Raw genomic sequence first — 18605 nt, 5'->3', positions numbered from 1 at the left:
ACATATATAAAAGAGCAATCAAATTAGTTTGATTGCTCTTTTTAATTAAAAAAAGGTTTTTTAAAAGTTGGTGAAGAGGTTTGTATTCAATAGTTTTGAATAATGAAGCATTCAAATTCTCTTTGGCAAATTGCTCTTCAAAAATTTAAAAAAAATAAAACAGGTGTTTTTAGCTTCTGGTATATTGTTTTATGTGGTTTTATAGCTATTTTTTGTTACTTACTTGCTCCAGACAATAGTAATGCTGCAAATCATATGCATTTGGAAATTCATTCTAAATCTCCAGGTTTTTCAGTTCAAATACTTACCATTCCTTCAAAAAAAGAGAAAGAACAATCTTGGTTTTCCGTTTTTATGGATGGTAAACAAACTACCTCTACTGAAATCCCAATAAAATCTTTTGAAATTAAAAGTAATCAACTTGAAATTATTAATTATTCTGATAGTTTACTTAAAAAGTATCCTTTATCTCTTTTTAATAATCAACCAAGAAAATTTATTCAACAAAAAACTTTTTGGTTTGGTACAGATAAATATGGAAGAGATTTATTAAGTAGACTTTTAATTGGCGCTAGAATTTCTTTTTTTATTGGTTTTATTGCTGTTTTTATTTCTCTAATAATTGGAATTCCTATAGGTGCAATTGCCGGTTATTTTGGAGGAAAAATTGACACTTTTATCATGTGGTTTATTAACATTACTTGGTCAATTCCAACTTTACTACTTGTTATAGCTATCACTTTAGCTTTAGGTAAAGGTTTTTGGCAAGTTTTTATTGCTGTTGGTTTAACAATGTGGGTTGAAGTTGCTCGTGTTGTTAGAGGCCAAGTTATTACTACTAAGCAACAACAATATGTAGAGGCAGCTAAAGCTCTTGGTTTTTCTGATTTTAGAATTATTTTCAAGCATATTTTACCAAATATATTAGCTCCGATTATTGTTATTTCAGCAGCAAATTTTGCTGCAGCTATTTTAATTGAAAGTGGATTAAGTTTTTTAGGTATTGGAGCGCAACCACCAACTCCTTCATGGGGAGCGATGATTAAAAACCACTATAATTATATTATTTTAGGAAAACCATATTTAGCTATCATTCCTGGCTTAGCAATTATGAGTTTAGTTATGGCTTTTATGCTAATAGGTAATACACTTCGTGATGCTTTAGATGTAAAAACATAAACATTATTTTTAAATCAACCTAATTCAAAAATACAGAAAACTGCTAACAAAATATAGTTAGCAGTTAGGTTTGATAAACAAATGGGAATTTGTTTACAGTTTAAATAATTTTCTAAAAAAAGAAACAATAATTATTTATACATTTATCAGTAATATCACCAGTTGCAAGAAAACAGTCACGATCACTATAACATCTAGGACGACCTCCTCCTTGAATTGATTTTTGTGCTGATTTACTTAATTGTTTACTTCCTTTGAAATTTAAAATACTTTTTTTCATAATTATAAAATTTAGTGAATATTAATATATTCGGTTAGGTTACTGAGTTTACTTTTTTACTATTATTCTTTTTGATATTTTATTCTGCTTATGATACATAACCACTTGATATAATCCTGTACTCCAATTTTTCAAGTTAACTTCTTTTTTAAATTTTTTGTTATCTGTTGCTATCACACATTCAAAAACATTTCTACCATAAAGATTAAATATTTTAATTTTCACACTTCCTTTACTGGGTACTTGCCCTTTTATTTTTAAAATTTCTGAAACTGGGTTTGGTGATATTTTTAAGTTTATTTTAATTTTATTCTTTTTCTTTTTTCTTGTTATTTTTCTAACATTACCTGTGCTTTTATATTCTGATATATATAATTCTTTACCAGATTTACTAGCTATAATTCCTGCTGGGTAAGAAAATGTAGCCTTTGAAATATTTCCATCTGTATTTCCTTGAATACTGCCTGCATACACTTTAACATCATCTATTTTTCTAGGGTTCACTTTATATATCTTATGCTCTCCATATACAGTTGCATAAATGCTTCCCTTTGCATACGTTATAAATCCTAAATAAGGAAAATCCGTACCTGAATCTGGAACTGTAGCTACATATTCCAATTCACCATAACAATTTAAGCTATGAATTTCTCTCCCTTCATAATTTCCTACAAAAAGTTTACCTGATTTACTATATGCTAAACCAACTGGATACAACAAAGGCGCTCCCTTATGTAAAACTATTACTGTTCCATCTTGAGACAACTTATTAACACTGCTATCTGCCGAATTTGTAAAAATCATATTATCACTACGAAATTCTTTAATTAATCCAGATGGATACCCACCTACTTCATAGGTTTTTAATAGATTTCCATTACTATCATATTTATGAATTGCTCCTCCTAAAAATTCAACTACAAAAAGATTATCATTAGAATCGAATGCCAATCCATTAGGTGCTTTTAAGTCAGTTACAAAAGCACTAACCTCTCCAGTTGGAGTAACTTTATATACAGTATTACCTGCGTAATTACCAAAATTAGAACCATACAAGTTACCTTTAGAGTCTAGAGCCAAAGCATCATCAATATCTACGGTTGGTGAATCCAATATTGTTGTAACCTTGTGTTTATGTTGAGAATACCCAAATGTGGATATCATTGTAAATAATAGAATGTAAAAAAACCTCATCTTTAAGAATAGTTTAAAAATTAATACTTAGTTTGAACTTCAATATTGAATTATTCAAAGCTATTCAGATTGGTTTAGAATATAAAAAAGAGTTTCTTACAATTTATAAATTGTAAGATGTATTACACCTTAATTTTGTTCAATTCTCTTTTTTATATAATAGGAGGGTGTTAAGCCTGTATGTTTTTTAAAAGCTCTGTAAAATGCATTAACAGAGGTAAATCCGGCAATATCTGCCAAATGCTCAATAGTTAATTTTCTGTATTCCGAAGTTGACTCTAATTTTTTAAGGATAAATGAAATTCTAAGATCATTAATAAAATTAGTAAAGGTTTTTTTATAATTTTCATTAATAATTTTAGAAAGATAAGATGTATTTGTATTAATTAATTTAGAAACTTTAGTTAATGTAGCATCTTTTTTTAGATAAAATTCCTCAGTTATTAAATCTAAGATTTGATTTTTAATTTCGTTTTTTTTCTCTCCCTCAACAAATACTTCTTTCTTCTTTTTTTTATTATTAACATTTATAATTTTTACTAACTCTCTATTTTTAACATACAATAAATGCTTTTTCTTCTCTTCTCTCTTATAATAATAAATAACTATACTTATAAGTATTACAAATGATATTAATAGTATTCCAAAAATTAAAATTTTGGCTTCTTGTTTTTTTATCACAAGCTCTTTATTTTCATTGCTTGTATTCAATAATTCTATTTTTAATTCTTTTTTTTCAGATTCATATTTTTCTGTTATCTCAAAAACTTCTTGTTTTATTTTTAATCCATCTAATGAATCTTTTAATTTTAAATAAATAGCATTTTGATGAAGTGCCTTTTTATATTTTTTTGTTTCAGTATATAACTCTCTTAAATTTTGATGAACCTCTACACTTTCATCAAGAGTTGTATAATTTAATGCCACTTCAAAAAAATGTATTGCTTTACTATATTCTTTTTTTAACCAATACCCTTTTCCTAAATTATCATTCAACCAATTCAATCGACAATAAGTATTATTTTCTAATCCTTTTTTAGCAAAATAAACAGCACTATCACCCTTACCCATTTTAATGTAATATTTACTTAAATCTGAATAATAAGTAGGTAACATTAATTGCCATTTATTTATAGATGCAAATTGTGTTGCTTTAGTTATATACTTTAATGCTTGTGGTATATTTTCTTCTTTTTCATATAGGTTAGATATCATAAACAATAAAAGACTTTTACTGTTAGGGCTTAGTGCAAACTTGAATGCTTTTTTGTAGTACTTTTTTGCTTTTTTTAAGTTATTTAACTTTTTATGAATATACCCTATGTTATTGTATCCTTTATATAAACTAGTACTATCTTTTTTAGATTTAATAACCCCATTTTCATTTACTATATCCTCTATTTCAATATAACTAGTTATTGCTTTTTTATAATTTTTTTCATAAATATAAATCTCACCATATAGTAATTTAAGTTTTACCATAAGGGTATCATTTATTTTATTAGCAATAAGATTTTCTAATTCACTCTTTGCTTCTTCTGTTTTTGCTTCCCAGTATAATAGCCTAGACTTATATATATTCACGTAAGCTATCAGCTCCTTTTTTTTAGATCTGACAGCAAATAAATTAGCTTTTTTTAAATGTATTTTGGCACTATCAAAATCTTTATTAAATCCATATTCATAAACTTTATTAAGATGATTATATGTTTTCACTATATCATCTTCAATATTCGTTTGAATTAGAAGCATAAGCAAAACACATAGAGAAAGGTTTTTAATGAATAGCATATTTTTTAAGCTTTTAAGTATTTAATTTTATCTAATAAGTACCTTTGCTGAAAACAATTCGTTTTTAACAAATTTCCAATTTACAATATTTTAATATGAGTTTTACCGTAAATTTCACTACTAGATGGGCTGATTTTGATGCCAATATACACATGCGTCATACTGCTTATAATGATTATGCAGCAGAAGTTAGGCTTCGTTTTTTTAAAGAACATAACATTACCATACAAGATTTTACTAAAGAAAGAATAGGTCCTATTTTATTTGAAGAAAACACTAAGTTTTTAAAAGAGATACACATGGGAGAAGATATATCAGTAAATTTAAAAGTGACTGGATTGTCTAATAAAGGAGAACGATGGAAAATTCAGCATGAAGTTTTTAATGGTCATGGTAAATTATCAGCAATAATTACAGTTTATGGTGCTTGGTTAGATTTGGCAAAACGAAAATTATCAACTCCACCTATTAAATTCCAAGAAATTTTTAATGAAGTAGAAAAAACATCTGATTTTCAAGAAATTTTACTGAAACAATAATGAGTAATTCTCGAAAAATAAAGCTAATTGCTACCATAATTATACTTTCTATTGGTTTATGGATACAATCGTCAGAAAAAAAAGAAAATGATTCAAATGAGAATAGTGAAGTAGATTATAAAGCTTCAAAAGCTTTTAACTATTTACCAACCTCAACAACAGGGGCTATTATTAGACATAACGGGTACCAGTTATCTTATAATGAAAAACACGAGCAAGCTGAATGGGTAGCATATTCATTAAGTAAAAGTGACATTATCTACACCAAACACAAACGTCCTTTTTTTATAAGTGACCCAAAAGTAAAAACAAAATCTGCAGATTGGAGAAGTTACAAAAAATCTGGCTATGATAAAGGTCATTTATGCCCAGCCGGTGACAAACGTTTTTCTAAAAAAGCACATGATGAAACTTTTTACACCTCAAACATTTCTCCACAAAAGCATGATTTTAATGCTGGGATTTGGAATAAACTAGAACAAAAAACACGTTATTGGGCTAAAAAGTACAATCATTTATATGTGGTTACTGGTGGTGTTTTAAAACCTAACTTAAAAACCATAGGTAAAAATAAAGTTACCGTTCCTAATCAATTTTATAAAATATTATTAGACTATACAAAACCAGAAATTAAAGCTATTGCTTTCTTACTACCTCATCAAAAAAGCAATAAACCTTTATATAGTTTTGTTGTTTCAATTGATGAAATCGAAAAGATTACTGGTATAGATTTTTTTCCTAACCTACCGAATTCAATAGAAACAAAATTAGAAGCTTCTACTAATTACAAAAACTGGAGTTTTAGATAAAATAAAAAAACCGAGCAAATTGCTCGGTTTTAATTTTTTAAAAGTAAGTTATTACTATAATCCTGCTTTTTTCCAAGACCATCCAGAAACATCTACTTTAGTTCCTTTATTATATTTTTCTGAAGTTGAAGCATCTTTACCATCAATTTTAACGTTTGATAATGCTCCACCATCTTTCATATCTATTTCTTTAGTATAACCTTCTAAATAAAGATTAGTTATCGTTGCTCCTGATTGCTTTTTAAATTGTAAAGCTGTACCTCCTACAGATGAAATAGCTGTTACATTTTCAAAGTTAGGGTTGTTATTAAGTTTATCTCCTTCAAAAGCAGTTGAGAAACCTGATTTAGTATGAGACATGTATGTGTTTGTTACTTTTCCATTCCATCCTTCAGTCCAATCTACAGAATCATCTTCATTGTTTTCTAAGTAAATATTTTTAACAGAAACTGTTCCTCCAAAAAACTCAATTCCATCGTCAGCTCCATTAATTATTGATACATTCTCTATTTTAGTACCTGAACCTACAGCATATAAAGAAATACCGTTATACTGAGAATCTAAATTGATTTGAGCTCCAGTTCCTTTAATTACTAAATACTCGATAGATCCTGAATTATCATTATCTGTAGTACCTCCATATTTGAAACCTCCAACTTCAGCAGTTACATCAGTACCAGCAGTTGTAGTTGCTTTACCACAAATTGTTAATCCTCCCCAATCTCCAGGCTTTTCTGCTGCAGATGACATTACTACTGGCTTAGCAGCAGTACCATTAATATTTATTTTCCCTCCTTTTAAAACAGCTATATAAACATCTGTTCCTTTAGGATCAACAACTATTTTTGTTCCTGCTTCAATATTTAAAGTAGCTCCATCTTTTACAATGTAAGATCCTTTTAAATTATATGTTTTATCAGCAGTTAATGTTACAGTACCAGTAACTTCACCTTGTAAAGGAGTAACGCTAGTAGCAACACCATTAATAAAGCTCCATCCAGAAATATCAACTTTAGTTCCAGTATTATAGTTTGCTGATGTAGTTGCAGCAGATCCATCAATAATTACATTTGATAATGGTCCGTTATCTTTCATATCTATTTGCTTAGTGTAACCATCAAGATATAAGTTAGTAATAGTAGCTCCTGAAGTTTTCTTAAACTGTAATGCAGTACCTCCAACAATAGAAGTAGCTGTTAAGTTTATTAACTTAGGGTTTTTATTATCTTTATCTGCCTCAACAACAGTAGAAAAACCTTTTTTCGTATTTAAAATATACGAATTTTCAACAGTACCATTCCAACCTTCAGTCCAGTCAATGGCATCATCTTCTAAATTTTCTAAATAAATGTTTTTTGCAGAAACAGTTCCTCCAAAAAACTCTACTCCATCATCAGCTCCATTAAAAACTGCAATATTTTCTAAAACAGTACCAGAACCAACAGCATATAAAGAAACTCCATTATATTGAGAGTCTAAATTAATTTGAGCACCAGTTCCTTTAATTACTAAGTTTTTAATTACACCTGAATTATCGTTATCAGTTGTACCTCCGTATTTAAAACCTCCAACTTCAGCAGTTACATCAACCCCTGCAGTAGTAGTTGCTTTACCACAAATTGTTAATCCTCCCCAATCTCCAGGGTTTCCATCTGTAGAAGTCATAACAACTGGACTAGAATTTGTTCCGTTAATGTTAATTTTTCCTCCTTTTAAAACAGCTAAATAAACATCTGTTCCTTTTTTATCTGCTATAATACTTGTTCCAGCAGGAATTGTTAATGATGCCCCATCAGCTATGATAAACGATCCTGTTAAATTGTATGAATTACCAGTTAAAGTATAACTCTCCTTTAACGTACCACTCATTACACCAGCTTTTAACTTAGCAACAACATCAGATACCTGAGGTGGAATTACATCTGGATCATCACTTCCACAACTTGTGAAAGTTAAAGCAGCAATTGATAATGCTGATATACTTAAAATTTTAACTAAAGATTTTTTCATTTTGTTTGTATTTGTAGGTTTGTTTTTTCTCTTCACAAAGAAATCAACCTTATCTTTTATTTGATTTAACAGAATATTAATTATTCGTTATGAAAATCTGCTAACTTTAATTTTAAGTTAACTGACTAAAATTTATAGCTTAAACTAAATGATACGTTTCTACCTTTTTTATAAAGACTAACTGTTTCATTAGTTTCAATTCCTGTATTTAAGTTTCTAACTAATTGAGTTTGTTCAATTTTAGGATCTAGCAAGTTTCTACCAACTAATTTAATAGCTAAGTTCTTTGTTAACTTTTTACTTAACACTAAATCAAGTGTAAAAAATCCTTTCTCTATAATCTCATCATTATATATAGTAGCTCTTTCAGCAAAATCTTCAGGCACACCTAATGCGAAAATTTTATCTGATGAATAATTACCTGTTAACGTAGCTATAAATTCATTCTCTTTTCTATTATTATAACTTAAAGATCCATTAAGGATTAAATCAGAAGCTCCTTGAAGATCAGACTTTACTTTATCTTTATATTGGAAATTTGGTAAAAGATCTTGGTTAAACCACATTTTAGTAATATTACCAGTAGCACTTAATATACTTTTATCATCTTCATTGTTAATGATATTCATTTTACCTTCTAATTCAACACCATAAATATCTGCTTTTTCACCTGTATTAAAATAACTGAAGTATCCTGAAGAACCTCTTGTCATTACTAAGTTTATTGGGTTTTTAATTTGTTTATGGAAAGCTGTAGCTGAAATTAACTCTGACCTAGATGGAAATAATTCCCATTTTAAATCTAAATTATACACATCTGATTTTTCAAGATTCTCATTTCCTAAAATAACACGACCTGAAGGAGATACATATCCAAATGGAGCTAACTCTTTAAATTCTGGTAAAGTTTGTGTAATACTAGAAGCAAATCGAATAAAGTTTTTTTCGTCTAACTCATATTTTAAATTTACACTAGGAAATAAACTAGAGTATACTTTATTTGCACTACCATATCTATTAACACCCTCTGGACTAATATAGTTACCTACATTCCATACTACATCAATTTCATCTCTTTCAAATCTTAATCCGATATTACCTGATAATTTATTATCAAATTTAAAATCAAAATTTGTGTAACCTGCTAAAGCTAAAAACTCACCTTTATAAGCATCTGGTAATTGTTCTCTCAAAGTTAATCCTGCACTTTCTCCTAATTGAAGTATTGATGATAATTCATCTATAGAAGCAGCTCTTACACCTCTTGCTCTAAAACCTTTAAAAGAAGATCTAAAACTTCTTTCTTTTTTACGAAAATTTAAACCATAGTTTAACTTATACGGCTTTGCTTCGTCTTCTTTTGCAAAACCTAAAGCCCACTTGTTTTCAATAAAAGCATTATACTCTTTATCTTCAATTTTTTGACTTGTTTTTCTTTGTTGATAATCTCCAACACTAGCAAACTCTATTAAAGAACTGTTATCAACATCTAAAATATTTACTTCATTTCTAATTCTGTTTGGCTCTTCAGCTAATACAAAATTATAACCAGTTGCCCAGTTTAAAGTATTGTTTTCATTCCACTTATGCTCACCCATTAATTGGTTAACAAACATAGTAGTTTGTTTAAAGTTTTGATCTCTAACAAAAGCTCCATTTTCTTGTGGATCTTGATCAAAAACATATCCTTTTCCACTTCTACCTTGCTCATATAAGTTATCTACCCCTTTGTTTACAAAAAGAGTATTATACTTTAATTTATTATTATCGTTTAATTTTACAGCAACTCTAATATACCCAGTACTGTTTGTTCTTGCCATAAAGTTTTCTACATCACCTCCACTTTCAGAAAAAGATGTATTTAAAACATTTGCTCTAAAACTTCTAAACAAACCACTTCTATATTCATTTAATTTAGAATGAGAAGCTGAAGCTAAAACTCTCCATTTCTTTCCAAATAACTCAAACTTCTTAGCTCCTGACAAAGAAAAACTATAGTTAATAGGTGTACTAGCCTCTTTAGTATCCCATCCTTGTAAAGTTAATTGATTTAATAAAGCGTATTTCTTTTTGTGAAATCCAAAAGTAACATCATCACTAATAACAGTTCTTCTAAAATTATCAACATCTAAAGCATTTGTATTTGCTCCACCGCTTAAACTTAATGAAAATCCATTTTTAGAAAATTCTTTAGTAACAACATTTACATTACCTGAAGCTTGATCTGTATAACTTGATGTATTGTATGTTTTACTAATTTCAACATTACTAATTACATTAGTTGAAAATAATCCTAAATCAATATTCTTATTAGCAATATCATCAGATGGAACTGGTAAACCATTCATTGTAGTAGATAAATACCTATCTCCTAAACCACGAATATATATATTACCTGTTCCCTCACTTTTAGTTACCCCTGAAATTTTAGTAGTAGCTGTAGCTGCATCAGAAACTCCTCTTTTAGCTAATTCTAATGCTCCAATACTTTCTTTAATTACTGTAGCTTTCTTTTGTTTTAAAAGTAAAGCACTTTCTTTCTCTTTACTAACTGTTGCATTTATAATTACATTATCTAAAGCAACTCCTTCGTTTGGACCAAGTTCTTGATTAACTACAATAGTTTGATTAGCCTTAACAACAATTGCTTTTTCTACAGTTTCATATCCTACAAAACTAAAAACAAGAATTTTATTTCCTGCTGGTACGCTAATAGAATACTTCCCATCAATATCTGTTGTCCCCCCAATTGATGTACCTTTAATATATACACTAGCAAAAGGTAAAGGCTCACCGTTCATTTCTTTATCTGTAACGGTTCCTGATACAGTTCCTTTGCTTTGTGAAAAGGCTAAATTACATAAGCTTAAAAAAGCTACAAACAATAATTTTTTCATTCTAACTTTAAATTCTGTTTATTTATCCTGCAAAAGTGGAGCAATCTTGTAAAGCTAATGTTACCTGTAAATTATTGTTGTATTATTAGAATGTTTATTTAATGTTAACACCACAGTGTAATGTTACGAATGCATTAATTTTATATCACGAAAAAAGAAAGCTTTAAAAATGAGCTTTCTTTTTTTACAATTTTCTTATTTTATAAATGACTTTAAGCATTTTGAAATACTTATTTAGTGTAGAACTTGAGGTGTATTTAATTTTTTAAAAATTTCAACATTTTCTTGGTAGATAAATATTCAAAATGTCGTTTTGTAATTTTAAATGTTTTATTTAAAATTACTGTTGCTGGTAATGAAAAAGTTTTGTTTTTTCTAGATGCCAGTAATAACGGGATTTGATGTATTGGCTGCCTATTCTTTCCTACCTCTTCATTAATATACTCTGCTCTTTCAAACGTTATATTTTTTTTGGATTCAACATCCATTTTAACAGCATAATATTCTGAATTTAAAAGAGCAATTACTTCTGGGTTTTTAAAAGCAACTTTGTTCATTTTTTTACAGTAGGCACACCAATTTGTATAAAATGAAATGAATACTTTTTTGGGTTTAACTGCCAAAGAATCATCTAACTGTTCAAAAGAAATCCAATTAATATTCTGCTTTTGCTGCGCGATAGCTGTAAAAGCAAAACATCCAAAGAAAAAAAGAAATAATATGTTCTTATTAAAAAGTTTCATCTAATGAAATTTACCAAATTTTATACCAATAAAAAATGTTCTTGGCGCACTCGGACCGTAAATATAATCCGAATCTCTTGTTGCTCCAGTATCAAAATCATCCTGATAAGCATTAAACATGTTTTTTACACCCGCAGAAATGGTGGTCATAAAATTATCATTGAAATCAATATGAGATTCTAACTTTAAATTCAAATCAAAGAAATCTGTTACTTCGTTTAATTGTAAGAATCCCGTATCACTAATCACCCTTGGAACTGTCATCCCACCAGTATATGTTCCTGTAAGGTCGACATTAAATTTTTCGCTTGGAATCCATGCGGTGTTTAAGTATCCATAAAAATTTGGGTTTCTTACAAACTCATTAACGGTAATATCAGATTCTCCTGAAACTCCATTAGTTTCAAATAAAACCTGAGGGTCGTCATATTTAGATTCTTGTAAAGTTCCTCCTAGCTGAAATTGCCACTTAGGATTTGGAGAAATTCCAAATTCAAAATTGACTCCATAAACTTTAGCTCCTGAACCATTCCTTACTTCTTCTACTATAGAACCATTTGGTAATGTAGAACCAGTACTTACTAATGTAAAAGGATTTTTTAATGTTGTATAAAAACCTTCTAACAAGAAATCCAATTGTAATAGATTAATGTTTTTAGAAAAATTTAAAGAACCAGTATAAGCATTGGAAAACTCAGTTTTTAAATCATCAGAAAGAATTACAAATTGAGGCTCCCCACCTACACTAGAGATATGAACATCTTCATTAAATGCTTGTGGCGCTCTAAAACCTCTTGCGTAACCACCTCTAAATTTTAGCGCATCAGTAAATTGATATGAAATGGTTAATCTTGGTGAAAAAGTTGTTTGACTCACATCAATATTTCTTGCAATTGTACCAATGGTATAATTTCCATCTATATTTACATTATCCAAACGAGCACCAATCAGAGCTGTAAATTTTTCCGACGCTTTCCACTCATATTGCCCATAAACACCAAACGATTTTACAGATTGATCTACCAAGCGATTGTAACCTACTATTTCATCTTTGGTAGAGGTAAAATTGTATTCTGCCCCTACAGTTAAAACATCTTTACTTTTAAGTGATTTTGTAAATTGTAAACCATTAACCCAAGCTAAATCTTTGGTAGTTCCAAAAGCATTGTTTGCTAAAATACTGTCTTGTTTAGTTATTCCACCACCAAGACCACCATAATAACTGCCTCTATCGGTGTTAGACATAGAAGTGTAAATTTGAAATTTACCAGAATTATCTTTAGTATACACTTCATAATCTATACCACCAATAAAAGTATCATGATCTAATTCTTCAGTAATATCTGTAAATTGAGGAGCAAGATTTAACTTATTCCCACCACGTCTGTATTCTTTAATAGAATTCAAATTCATAGAAATCCTACTTTTTTCAGTTGGTTTTACAAAGGCTTTAGCACCTACAGTTGTATTTTTTAACTTTACTAATTCTGTAAAACCATCACCGTTTACATCAAGACTTTCACGGTTTCTGTTCATTCCAAATAATGAGATACCACTATTCAAATCGTCAGCAACTACAGAAGTATTAAATGTTAATGTTCTATCGAGTGCTTTACCATCAATGAAGGCAAAATTAGATCCAATTTCCCAGGTGTTTAAAACAGGGTCTTTAGTAATAACGTTTACCGTTCCCGCTATAGCACTAGAACCGTATAAAGCAGAACCTCCACTTCTAACAACTTCAATTCGTTCAATAATATTAGTTGGTATTTGCTCTAAACCATATACACCTATTAGTGATGTAAAAACAGGTCTACTATTCAATAAAACTTGTGTGTAGCCACCATCTAACCCATTTAAACGAACCTGTGTAAAACCACAGTTTTGACAGTTAGTTTCAACTCGAACACCAGGTGCATAATTTAAACCGTCTGCCATTGAAGCAGATTGAGTTGCAGTTAGTAAACGAGGTTTTATTGTTGAAACAACAACAGGAGTTTCTTTACGTTCTACTCTGTTTCTTGTAGCACTAATAACCACTTCGTCTAAACCTAAAACATCTTCAAATAATTCAAAGTTTAAATTTAATTTTTCATTGTTTTTAGTTATTATTTCTTTGGATACTTTTCTGAATCCTTGCGAACTCACTTGGATCGTGATTTTACCCGCTGGAAGATTTAACTTATAATACCCTTTTTCATTGGCAGTTACTCCATAAGTTCCTCCTTTTACATATACAAAAGCAAATGGAACAGGTTTATTTTCGAATGTTATTTTCCCCGATACCGTCTGACTAAAAATTGAGTACGTTATTTGTAAAAATAAAAATACTGAAAGAATTATTTTTTTTCTCATTATAAAGTAATGTTTTTGCAAATATATTACTATTGCAACTAAGTAGCAATAGTAATATACCTCTGCGACATTTTTTTTTGCAAAGTTAAAATAATTTTTAGATTAATCTAAAAATATGTTTACATAAAACAAAAACTGTATATTTGTACCTGAATACAATAGATTTATGTTTAGTCAAACCGAAGAAAATTATATCAAAGCAATTTATCACCTAGACAGCATCTCCTCAAAAGGGATCAGTACTAATGCTATTGCAAAAAAACTAGAAACAAAAGCTTCTTCAGTAACAGACATGATAAAAAAACTTTCTGAAAAAAAAGTTGTTATCTATAAAAAATACCAAGGAGTAACGTTAACTGACTTTGGCAAAAAAACTGCCGCTAACATTATACGTAAACACCGTTTGTGGGAAGTATTCTTGGTAGAGAAATTAAACTTCTCCTGGGATGAAGTACATGAAGTAGCTGAACAATTAGAACATATTAAATCTCCAAAACTAATAAACGAATTAGATGCTCTTCTTGATTACCCAAAAAGAGATCCTCATGGTGACCCAATACCTGATAAAGATGGTAATTTACAAACCATTGAAAAGAGTTTATTATCAACCTTACAAAAAGGAGAAATTGGTATTTGTGTTGGTGTAGATGATAGCTCTTCTAAGTTTTTAAAATTTTTAGACAAACAAGGAATTGCCCTAGGTAAAGAAATAGAAATTATAGAAAAAGAACCATTTGATGAATCTTTACAAATAAAAATAAATGGTCAAGCAATTACAATATCTAACAAGGTTGCTAATAATATATATATTCAAAAACATTAAAATGAAAAAAATTACAATCCTACTTATTATTGTAATAATGATAAGTTGTAATAAAAAAACAACAAAAGAAAACGGTAAATTAAATATTGTTACTACCACAACAATGATTACTGACCTGGTAAAAAACATAGGTGGTAATCAGGTAAATATTAATGGCCTTATGGGCTCTGGTGTTGATCCTCATTTATACAAAGCAAGTGAAGGAGATGTATCAAAATTATTCAATGCTGATATAATAATTTATAATGGACTACATTTAGAAGGAAAACTTGAAGAAGTTTTTGAAAAAATGAAACATCAAAACAAAAAAATTATAGTTGCTTCAGACACCATAAGTAAAAAAAACTTAATTGAATCTGAAAATTTTGCTTCAAATTACGACCCTCACATTTGGTTTGATATTAATAATTGGTCTAAAATCACTTCTTACATATCTAAAAAACTAATCAATTTAGACCCTAAAAATGAGCTTATTTATAAGAAAAACACACAACAGTATTTAATAAAACTAAAAAAATTAAACACTCAAATCAATTCAAAAATCAACGAATTACCTGAAAACAAAAGAGTACTAGTAACTGCTCATGATGCTTTTAATTATTTTGGAAAACAACATAAATTTAATGTCGTTGGCTTACAGGGTTTATCAACAGCTACTGAGGCTGGTGTTCAAGATGTTCAAAAACTAGCAAAATTCATCATTAACAATAAAATAAAAGCAATTTTTGTAGAAAGCTCTGTTCCTAAAAGAACTATTGAAGCCCTACAAGAAGCAGTAAATGCACAAGGTCATCAAGTTTTAATTGGTGGAACCCTATATTCTGATGCATTGGGTAACAAAGGAACTATTGAAGGAACTTATACAGGTATGTACAACCATAATGTTAACATCATTGTTGACGCACTAAAATAAAATGAAAACAAAATACGCAGTAACTATAGATGATTTAACTGTAGCCTACAACTACAAACCTGTTTTATGGGATATTGATTTAGCTATTCCAGAAGGAGTTTTAATGGCTATTGTAGGTCCCAACGGAGCTGGTAAATCAACATTAATAAAATCAATTTTAGGAATTATAAATCCTATTGCTGGTAGCGTTACAATTTATGGAAAACCTTATAATAAACAACGAAAACTAGTTGCCTACGTTCCTCAAAAAGGAAGTGTTGACTGGGATTTTCCTACAACTGCTCTAGATGTAGTTATGATGGGCACATATGGCACTCTAGGATGGATAAAACGCCCTGGTAAAAAACAAAAAAAAACAGCCCTAGAAGCTCTAGAAAAAGTAGGGATGTTAGCTTTTAAAAACAGACAGATTTCTCAACTTTCAGGAGGGCAACAACAACGTGTATTTTTGGCTCGTGCTTTAGCTCAAAATGCATCAATATATTTTATGGATGAGCCTTTTCAAGGTGTAGACGCTACCACTGAAATAGCTATAATTAACATTTTAAAAGAATTAAGAAAAGCTGGTAAAACTGTAATTGTAGTTCATCATGATCTTCAAACAGTTCCTGAATATTTTGACTGGGTTACTTTTTTAAATGTAAAAAAAATAGCTACTGGTCCAGTTAAAGAAATTTTTAACGATAATAACCTAACCAAAACATACGGTATAAACTACAAAGTAAGTGTACAACAATAATGGATTTACAAGAATATTTTAAACTTATCTTTTCAGACTACACGCTCCGTACTATTACAATTGGAACTGCAATTCTTGGTGCAATATGTGGGATGTTAGGAAGTTTTGCTGTATTAAGAAAACAAAGTTTATTAGGTGATGCCATATCTCATGCCTCTCTACCTGGTATCGCTATTGCTTTTTTAATTACTGGCACTAAAGATACTTACATATTATTATTAGGAGCATTAATTAGTGGACTTATTGGTGCTTTCTGGATTCGAGGCATAGTTAAAAACACTCACTTAAAAACCGATACTGCATTAGGCTTAATACTCTCCGTTTTTTTCGGTTTCGGTATGTTACTTTTAACATTTATCCAAAAACAACCAAATGCAAACCAATCAGGTTTAGATAAATTCCTATTCGGACAAGCCGCTACCTTACTAATTAACGATGTATGGTTTATGGCAATAGTAACTGGAGTTTGCTTAATTATATTATTTCTTTTTTGGAAAGAGTTTAAAATCTTATTATTTGATGCTGATTATGCCAAAACATTAGGTTTTAACATAAAAGCTATAGATATGCTAATCACAACCTTTATAGTATTAGCAATTGTTTTAGGTCTTCAAACCGTAGGAGTTGTTTTAATGAGCGCTATGTTATTAGCTCCAGCTGCTGCTGCTCGACAATGGACCAACAAACTAAGCATCATGGTTATTCTTGCTGCCATATTTGGTGCTTTTTCTGGTGTTATAGGAACAGGAATTAGCGCTAGTCAATCAAATTTATCAACCGGACCTGTTATAGTACTTGTCGCTGCTATTTTTGTTGTTTTTTCTTTTATCTTTTCACCTTCACGAGGGCTTCTTTTTCGTCAAATTCGACTTTTAAAGAACAGACGTGATCTAAAACTGCACAAAACATTATCTTTTATGTTTGACATTGTTAAAACTCACGAAGACAAATCACATCCACATGCAGTAAAAATTTTAAATAATTTTCAAGGGTACACTAGAAATACCTTAAAAAAACTAGAAGAAAGAGATTACATTAATGTAAACGGAAAAATGTGGTCCATGACAGAAAAAGGATTTCAATTTGCTGGTAACCTGTACAATCAAAACTTAAAAAATGAGTAGTGCTCAAATAGAAATACAATTAATAGCAAGTATAGTAGCTATAGCCTGTGCAATTCCAGGTACTTTTTTAGTATTACGAAAAATGGCATTAATTAGTGATGCCATCAGCCACTCTATACTTCCTGGTTTAGTTATAGGTTTTTTTATTACACACGATTTAAATTCTCCTCTACTAATTCTAATGGGTGCTTTATCTGGTATTTTAACAGTTGTTCTAGTAGAGTACATTCAAAGAACCAAATTAGTTAAAGAAGACACTGCAATCGGACTCGTTTTCCCTGCCTTATTTAGTATTGGAGTAATTCTAATTGCTAAAAATGCTAATGACGTGCATTTAGATGTTGATGCAGTTTTACTTGGAGAATTGGCATTTGCTCCTTTCGATCGACTTCTAATTAACGGTACAGATTTAGGTCCTAAATCAATATGGGTAATTGGAACCATCTTGCTAATAACAACCACACTTGTAATTACCTTTTTTAAAGAATTAAAAATTAGCACTTTTGACACTGGGCTAGCAACTGCCCTTGGTTTCTCCCCTGCTGTTATTCACTATGGATTAATGAGTATAGCCTCAATAACTACGGTAGGAGCATTTGATGCTGTTGGTGCTATTTTAGTAGTAGCTTTAATGATAGCTCCAGCAGCAACTGCATATTTACTTACAAACGATTTAAAAAAAATGCTAACTCTTTCTATAACATTTGGAGTTTTTTCAGCCATATCAGGGTACTGGGTAGCACACTTGTTAGACGCTTCTATTTCTGGCTCTATGACAACAATGTTAGGTTTAGTATTTTTAATTGTTTATTTATTCGCCCCAAATAAGGGACTAATCTCCGTATTGTACAGAAATAAACAACAACAAAAGGAAGTTCAACTTCTTACTTTTTTACTACATCTTAACAATCATTCAGATGAAAAAGAGAGACACATAAATCATTTAAATGAACACATTAACTGGCACAAACTTAAATCAAAATTAATTGTAGAGTTGGCGGAGAAAAACAACATGATTACTATTAATAAAAAAATTATTTCACTTACTCCAAAAGGAAAGCTATTTACAGAAAAAGCAATTAATTATATTATAACTAATGATGACACCGAAATAGAATCAATGAAAAATGATTTCTTTCTATTTAGAGGCTAATAATTTTTTGAACATTCTACCAACTTTTTTACTTGTCACTTGGCATAAAAAAAACT

General features: G+C 29.6%; 15 protein-coding genes. 8 read left to right on the top strand and 7 right to left on the bottom strand.

From position 1 onward, the window contains the following. Positions 1-102 precede the first annotated feature (102 nt). On the top strand, positions 103-1179 hold the full coding sequence (locus ACKTTQ_RS06940) for an ABC transporter permease (protein ID WP_369813864.1): 1077 nt from the start codon (positions 103-105) through the stop codon (positions 1177-1179). Positions 1180-1291: 112 nt separating this feature from the next. Here ACKTTQ_RS06940 and ACKTTQ_RS06935 read toward each other — a convergent pair whose 3' ends face one another. From ACKTTQ_RS06935 to ACKTTQ_RS06925, 3 genes are all read right to left on the bottom strand, one after another. Further along, positions 1292-1459, bottom strand: a complete 168-nt coding sequence (locus tag ACKTTQ_RS06935) for a hypothetical protein (protein ID WP_176974314.1) — start codon at positions 1457-1459, stop codon at positions 1292-1294. Positions 1460-1507: 48 nt separating this feature from the next. Further along, positions 1508-2623, bottom strand: a complete 1116-nt coding sequence (locus ACKTTQ_RS06930) for a T9SS type A sorting domain-containing protein (protein WP_408048753.1) — start codon at positions 2621-2623, stop codon at positions 1508-1510. Positions 2624-2782: 159 nt separating this feature from the next. Further along, positions 2783-4444, bottom strand: a complete 1662-nt coding sequence (locus ACKTTQ_RS06925) for a helix-turn-helix domain-containing protein (RefSeq protein ID WP_408048752.1) — start codon at positions 4442-4444, stop codon at positions 2783-2785. A gap of 95 nt (positions 4445-4539) precedes the next feature. On the opposite strand from ACKTTQ_RS06925, the gene ACKTTQ_RS06920 reads away from it, so the two are divergent. Both ACKTTQ_RS06920 and ACKTTQ_RS06915 read left to right on the top strand, forming a co-directional pair. After that, entirely contained in the window at positions 4540-4983 is a 444-nt protein-coding gene (locus tag ACKTTQ_RS06920; RefSeq protein WP_408048751.1) for an acyl-CoA thioesterase, read from the top strand. Further along, on the top strand, positions 4983-5792 hold the full coding sequence (locus tag ACKTTQ_RS06915) for a DNA/RNA non-specific endonuclease (RefSeq protein ID WP_299132041.1): 810 nt from the start codon (positions 4983-4985) through the stop codon (positions 5790-5792). The genes ACKTTQ_RS06920 and ACKTTQ_RS06915 overlap by 1 nt, the downstream gene beginning before the upstream one ends. Before the next feature lie 54 nt (positions 5793-5846). Here ACKTTQ_RS06915 and ACKTTQ_RS06910 read toward each other — a convergent pair whose 3' ends face one another. The 4 genes from ACKTTQ_RS06910 to ACKTTQ_RS06895 form a co-directional block, all read right to left on the bottom strand. After that, the gene (locus ACKTTQ_RS06910; protein ID WP_113786500.1) at positions 5847-7802 is read right to left on the bottom strand and encodes an autotransporter outer membrane beta-barrel domain-containing protein; all 1956 of its coding nucleotides are present in this window, start codon (positions 7800-7802) and stop codon (positions 5847-5849) included. 125 nt (positions 7803-7927) lie between these two features. Continuing rightward, complete coding sequence (locus ACKTTQ_RS06905) at positions 7928-10699, bottom strand: TonB-dependent receptor (RefSeq protein ID WP_408048750.1); 2772 nt, start codon at positions 10697-10699, stop codon at positions 7928-7930. 257 nt (positions 10700-10956) lie between these two features. Next, positions 10957-11442, bottom strand: a complete 486-nt coding sequence (locus ACKTTQ_RS06900; RefSeq protein ID WP_408048749.1) for a thioredoxin family protein — start codon at positions 11440-11442, stop codon at positions 10957-10959. Further along, positions 11443-13797 carry a TonB-dependent receptor gene (locus ACKTTQ_RS06895; protein WP_408048748.1) on the bottom strand — a complete coding sequence of 785 codons (2355 nt, stop codon included), beginning with the start codon at positions 13795-13797 and terminating at the stop codon, positions 11443-11445. A 166-nt stretch (positions 13798-13963) separates the two neighbouring features. On the opposite strand from ACKTTQ_RS06895, the gene ACKTTQ_RS06890 reads away from it, so the two are divergent. Genes ACKTTQ_RS06890 through ACKTTQ_RS06870 form a run of 5 tightly spaced genes read left to right on the top strand, consistent with a single transcriptional unit; the run spans position 13964 to position 18549 of the window. Further along, complete coding sequence (locus tag ACKTTQ_RS06890) at positions 13964-14620, top strand: metal-dependent transcriptional regulator (RefSeq protein WP_093868610.1); 657 nt, start codon at positions 13964-13966, stop codon at positions 14618-14620. A 1-nt stretch (position 14621) separates the two neighbouring features. After that, positions 14622-15533, top strand: a complete 912-nt coding sequence (locus ACKTTQ_RS06885; RefSeq protein WP_093868611.1) for a metal ABC transporter solute-binding protein, Zn/Mn family — start codon at positions 14622-14624, stop codon at positions 15531-15533. Position 15534: 1 nt separating this feature from the next. Next, positions 15535-16272, top strand: coding sequence for a metal ABC transporter ATP-binding protein (locus ACKTTQ_RS06880; RefSeq protein ID WP_093868612.1), 738 nt, complete (start codon positions 15535-15537; stop codon positions 16270-16272). Then, positions 16272-17396, top strand: a complete 1125-nt coding sequence (locus ACKTTQ_RS06875) for a metal ABC transporter permease (RefSeq protein WP_093868613.1) — start codon at positions 16272-16274, stop codon at positions 17394-17396. Before ACKTTQ_RS06880 ends, ACKTTQ_RS06875 begins: the two co-directional genes overlap by 1 nt. After that, a complete protein-coding gene (locus tag ACKTTQ_RS06870) occupies positions 17389-18549 on the top strand; it encodes a metal ABC transporter permease (protein ID WP_299132058.1) in 1161 nt (386 codons plus the stop codon). Before ACKTTQ_RS06875 ends, ACKTTQ_RS06870 begins: the two co-directional genes overlap by 8 nt. Positions 18550-18605: the final 56 nt, after the last annotated feature.

The sequence above is a fragment of the Tenacibaculum halocynthiae genome (assembly GCF_964512825.1).
GTDB lineage: Bacteria > Bacteroidota > Bacteroidia > Flavobacteriales > Flavobacteriaceae > Polaribacter > Polaribacter halocynthiae.
Note: the sequence above shows the minus strand (reverse complement) of the source record. Positions and strands in the feature narration are given on the sequence as shown.

What these genes read in the sequence shown, in the direction of transcription:
- ACKTTQ_RS06940 (WP_369813864.1), top strand. Translation starts at nt 103, where the DNA reads ATGAAGCATTCAAATTCTCTTTGGCAAATTGCTCTTCAAAAATTTAAA.
- ACKTTQ_RS06935 (WP_176974314.1), bottom strand. Translation starts at nt 1,459, where the DNA reads ATGAAAAAAAGTATTTTAAATTTCAAAGGAAGTAAACAATTAAGTAAA.
- ACKTTQ_RS06930 (WP_408048753.1), bottom strand. Translation starts at nt 2,623, where the DNA reads ATGATATCCACATTTGGGTATTCTCAACATAAACACAAGGTTACAACA.
- ACKTTQ_RS06925 (WP_408048752.1), bottom strand. Translation starts at nt 4,444, where the DNA reads ATGCTATTCATTAAAAACCTTTCTCTATGTGTTTTGCTTATGCTTCTA.
- ACKTTQ_RS06920 (WP_408048751.1), top strand. Translation starts at nt 4,540, where the DNA reads ATGAGTTTTACCGTAAATTTCACTACTAGATGGGCTGATTTTGATGCC.
- ACKTTQ_RS06915 (WP_299132041.1), top strand. Translation starts at nt 4,983, where the DNA reads ATGAGTAATTCTCGAAAAATAAAGCTAATTGCTACCATAATTATACTT.
- ACKTTQ_RS06910 (WP_113786500.1), bottom strand. Translation starts at nt 7,802, where the DNA reads ATGAAAAAATCTTTAGTTAAAATTTTAAGTATATCAGCATTATCAATT.
- ACKTTQ_RS06905 (WP_408048750.1), bottom strand. Translation starts at nt 10,699, where the DNA reads ATGAAAAAATTATTGTTTGTAGCTTTTTTAAGCTTATGTAATTTAGCC.
- ACKTTQ_RS06900 (WP_408048749.1), bottom strand. Translation starts at nt 11,442, where the DNA reads ATGAAACTTTTTAATAAGAACATATTATTTCTTTTTTTCTTTGGATGT.
- ACKTTQ_RS06895 (WP_408048748.1), bottom strand. Translation starts at nt 13,797, where the DNA reads ATGAGAAAAAAAATAATTCTTTCAGTATTTTTATTTTTACAAATAACG.
- ACKTTQ_RS06890 (WP_093868610.1), top strand. Translation starts at nt 13,964, where the DNA reads ATGTTTAGTCAAACCGAAGAAAATTATATCAAAGCAATTTATCACCTA.
- ACKTTQ_RS06885 (WP_093868611.1), top strand. Translation starts at nt 14,622, where the DNA reads ATGAAAAAAATTACAATCCTACTTATTATTGTAATAATGATAAGTTGT.
- ACKTTQ_RS06880 (WP_093868612.1), top strand. Translation starts at nt 15,535, where the DNA reads ATGAAAACAAAATACGCAGTAACTATAGATGATTTAACTGTAGCCTAC.
- ACKTTQ_RS06875 (WP_093868613.1), top strand. Translation starts at nt 16,272, where the DNA reads ATGGATTTACAAGAATATTTTAAACTTATCTTTTCAGACTACACGCTC.
- ACKTTQ_RS06870 (WP_299132058.1), top strand. Translation starts at nt 17,389, where the DNA reads ATGAGTAGTGCTCAAATAGAAATACAATTAATAGCAAGTATAGTAGCT.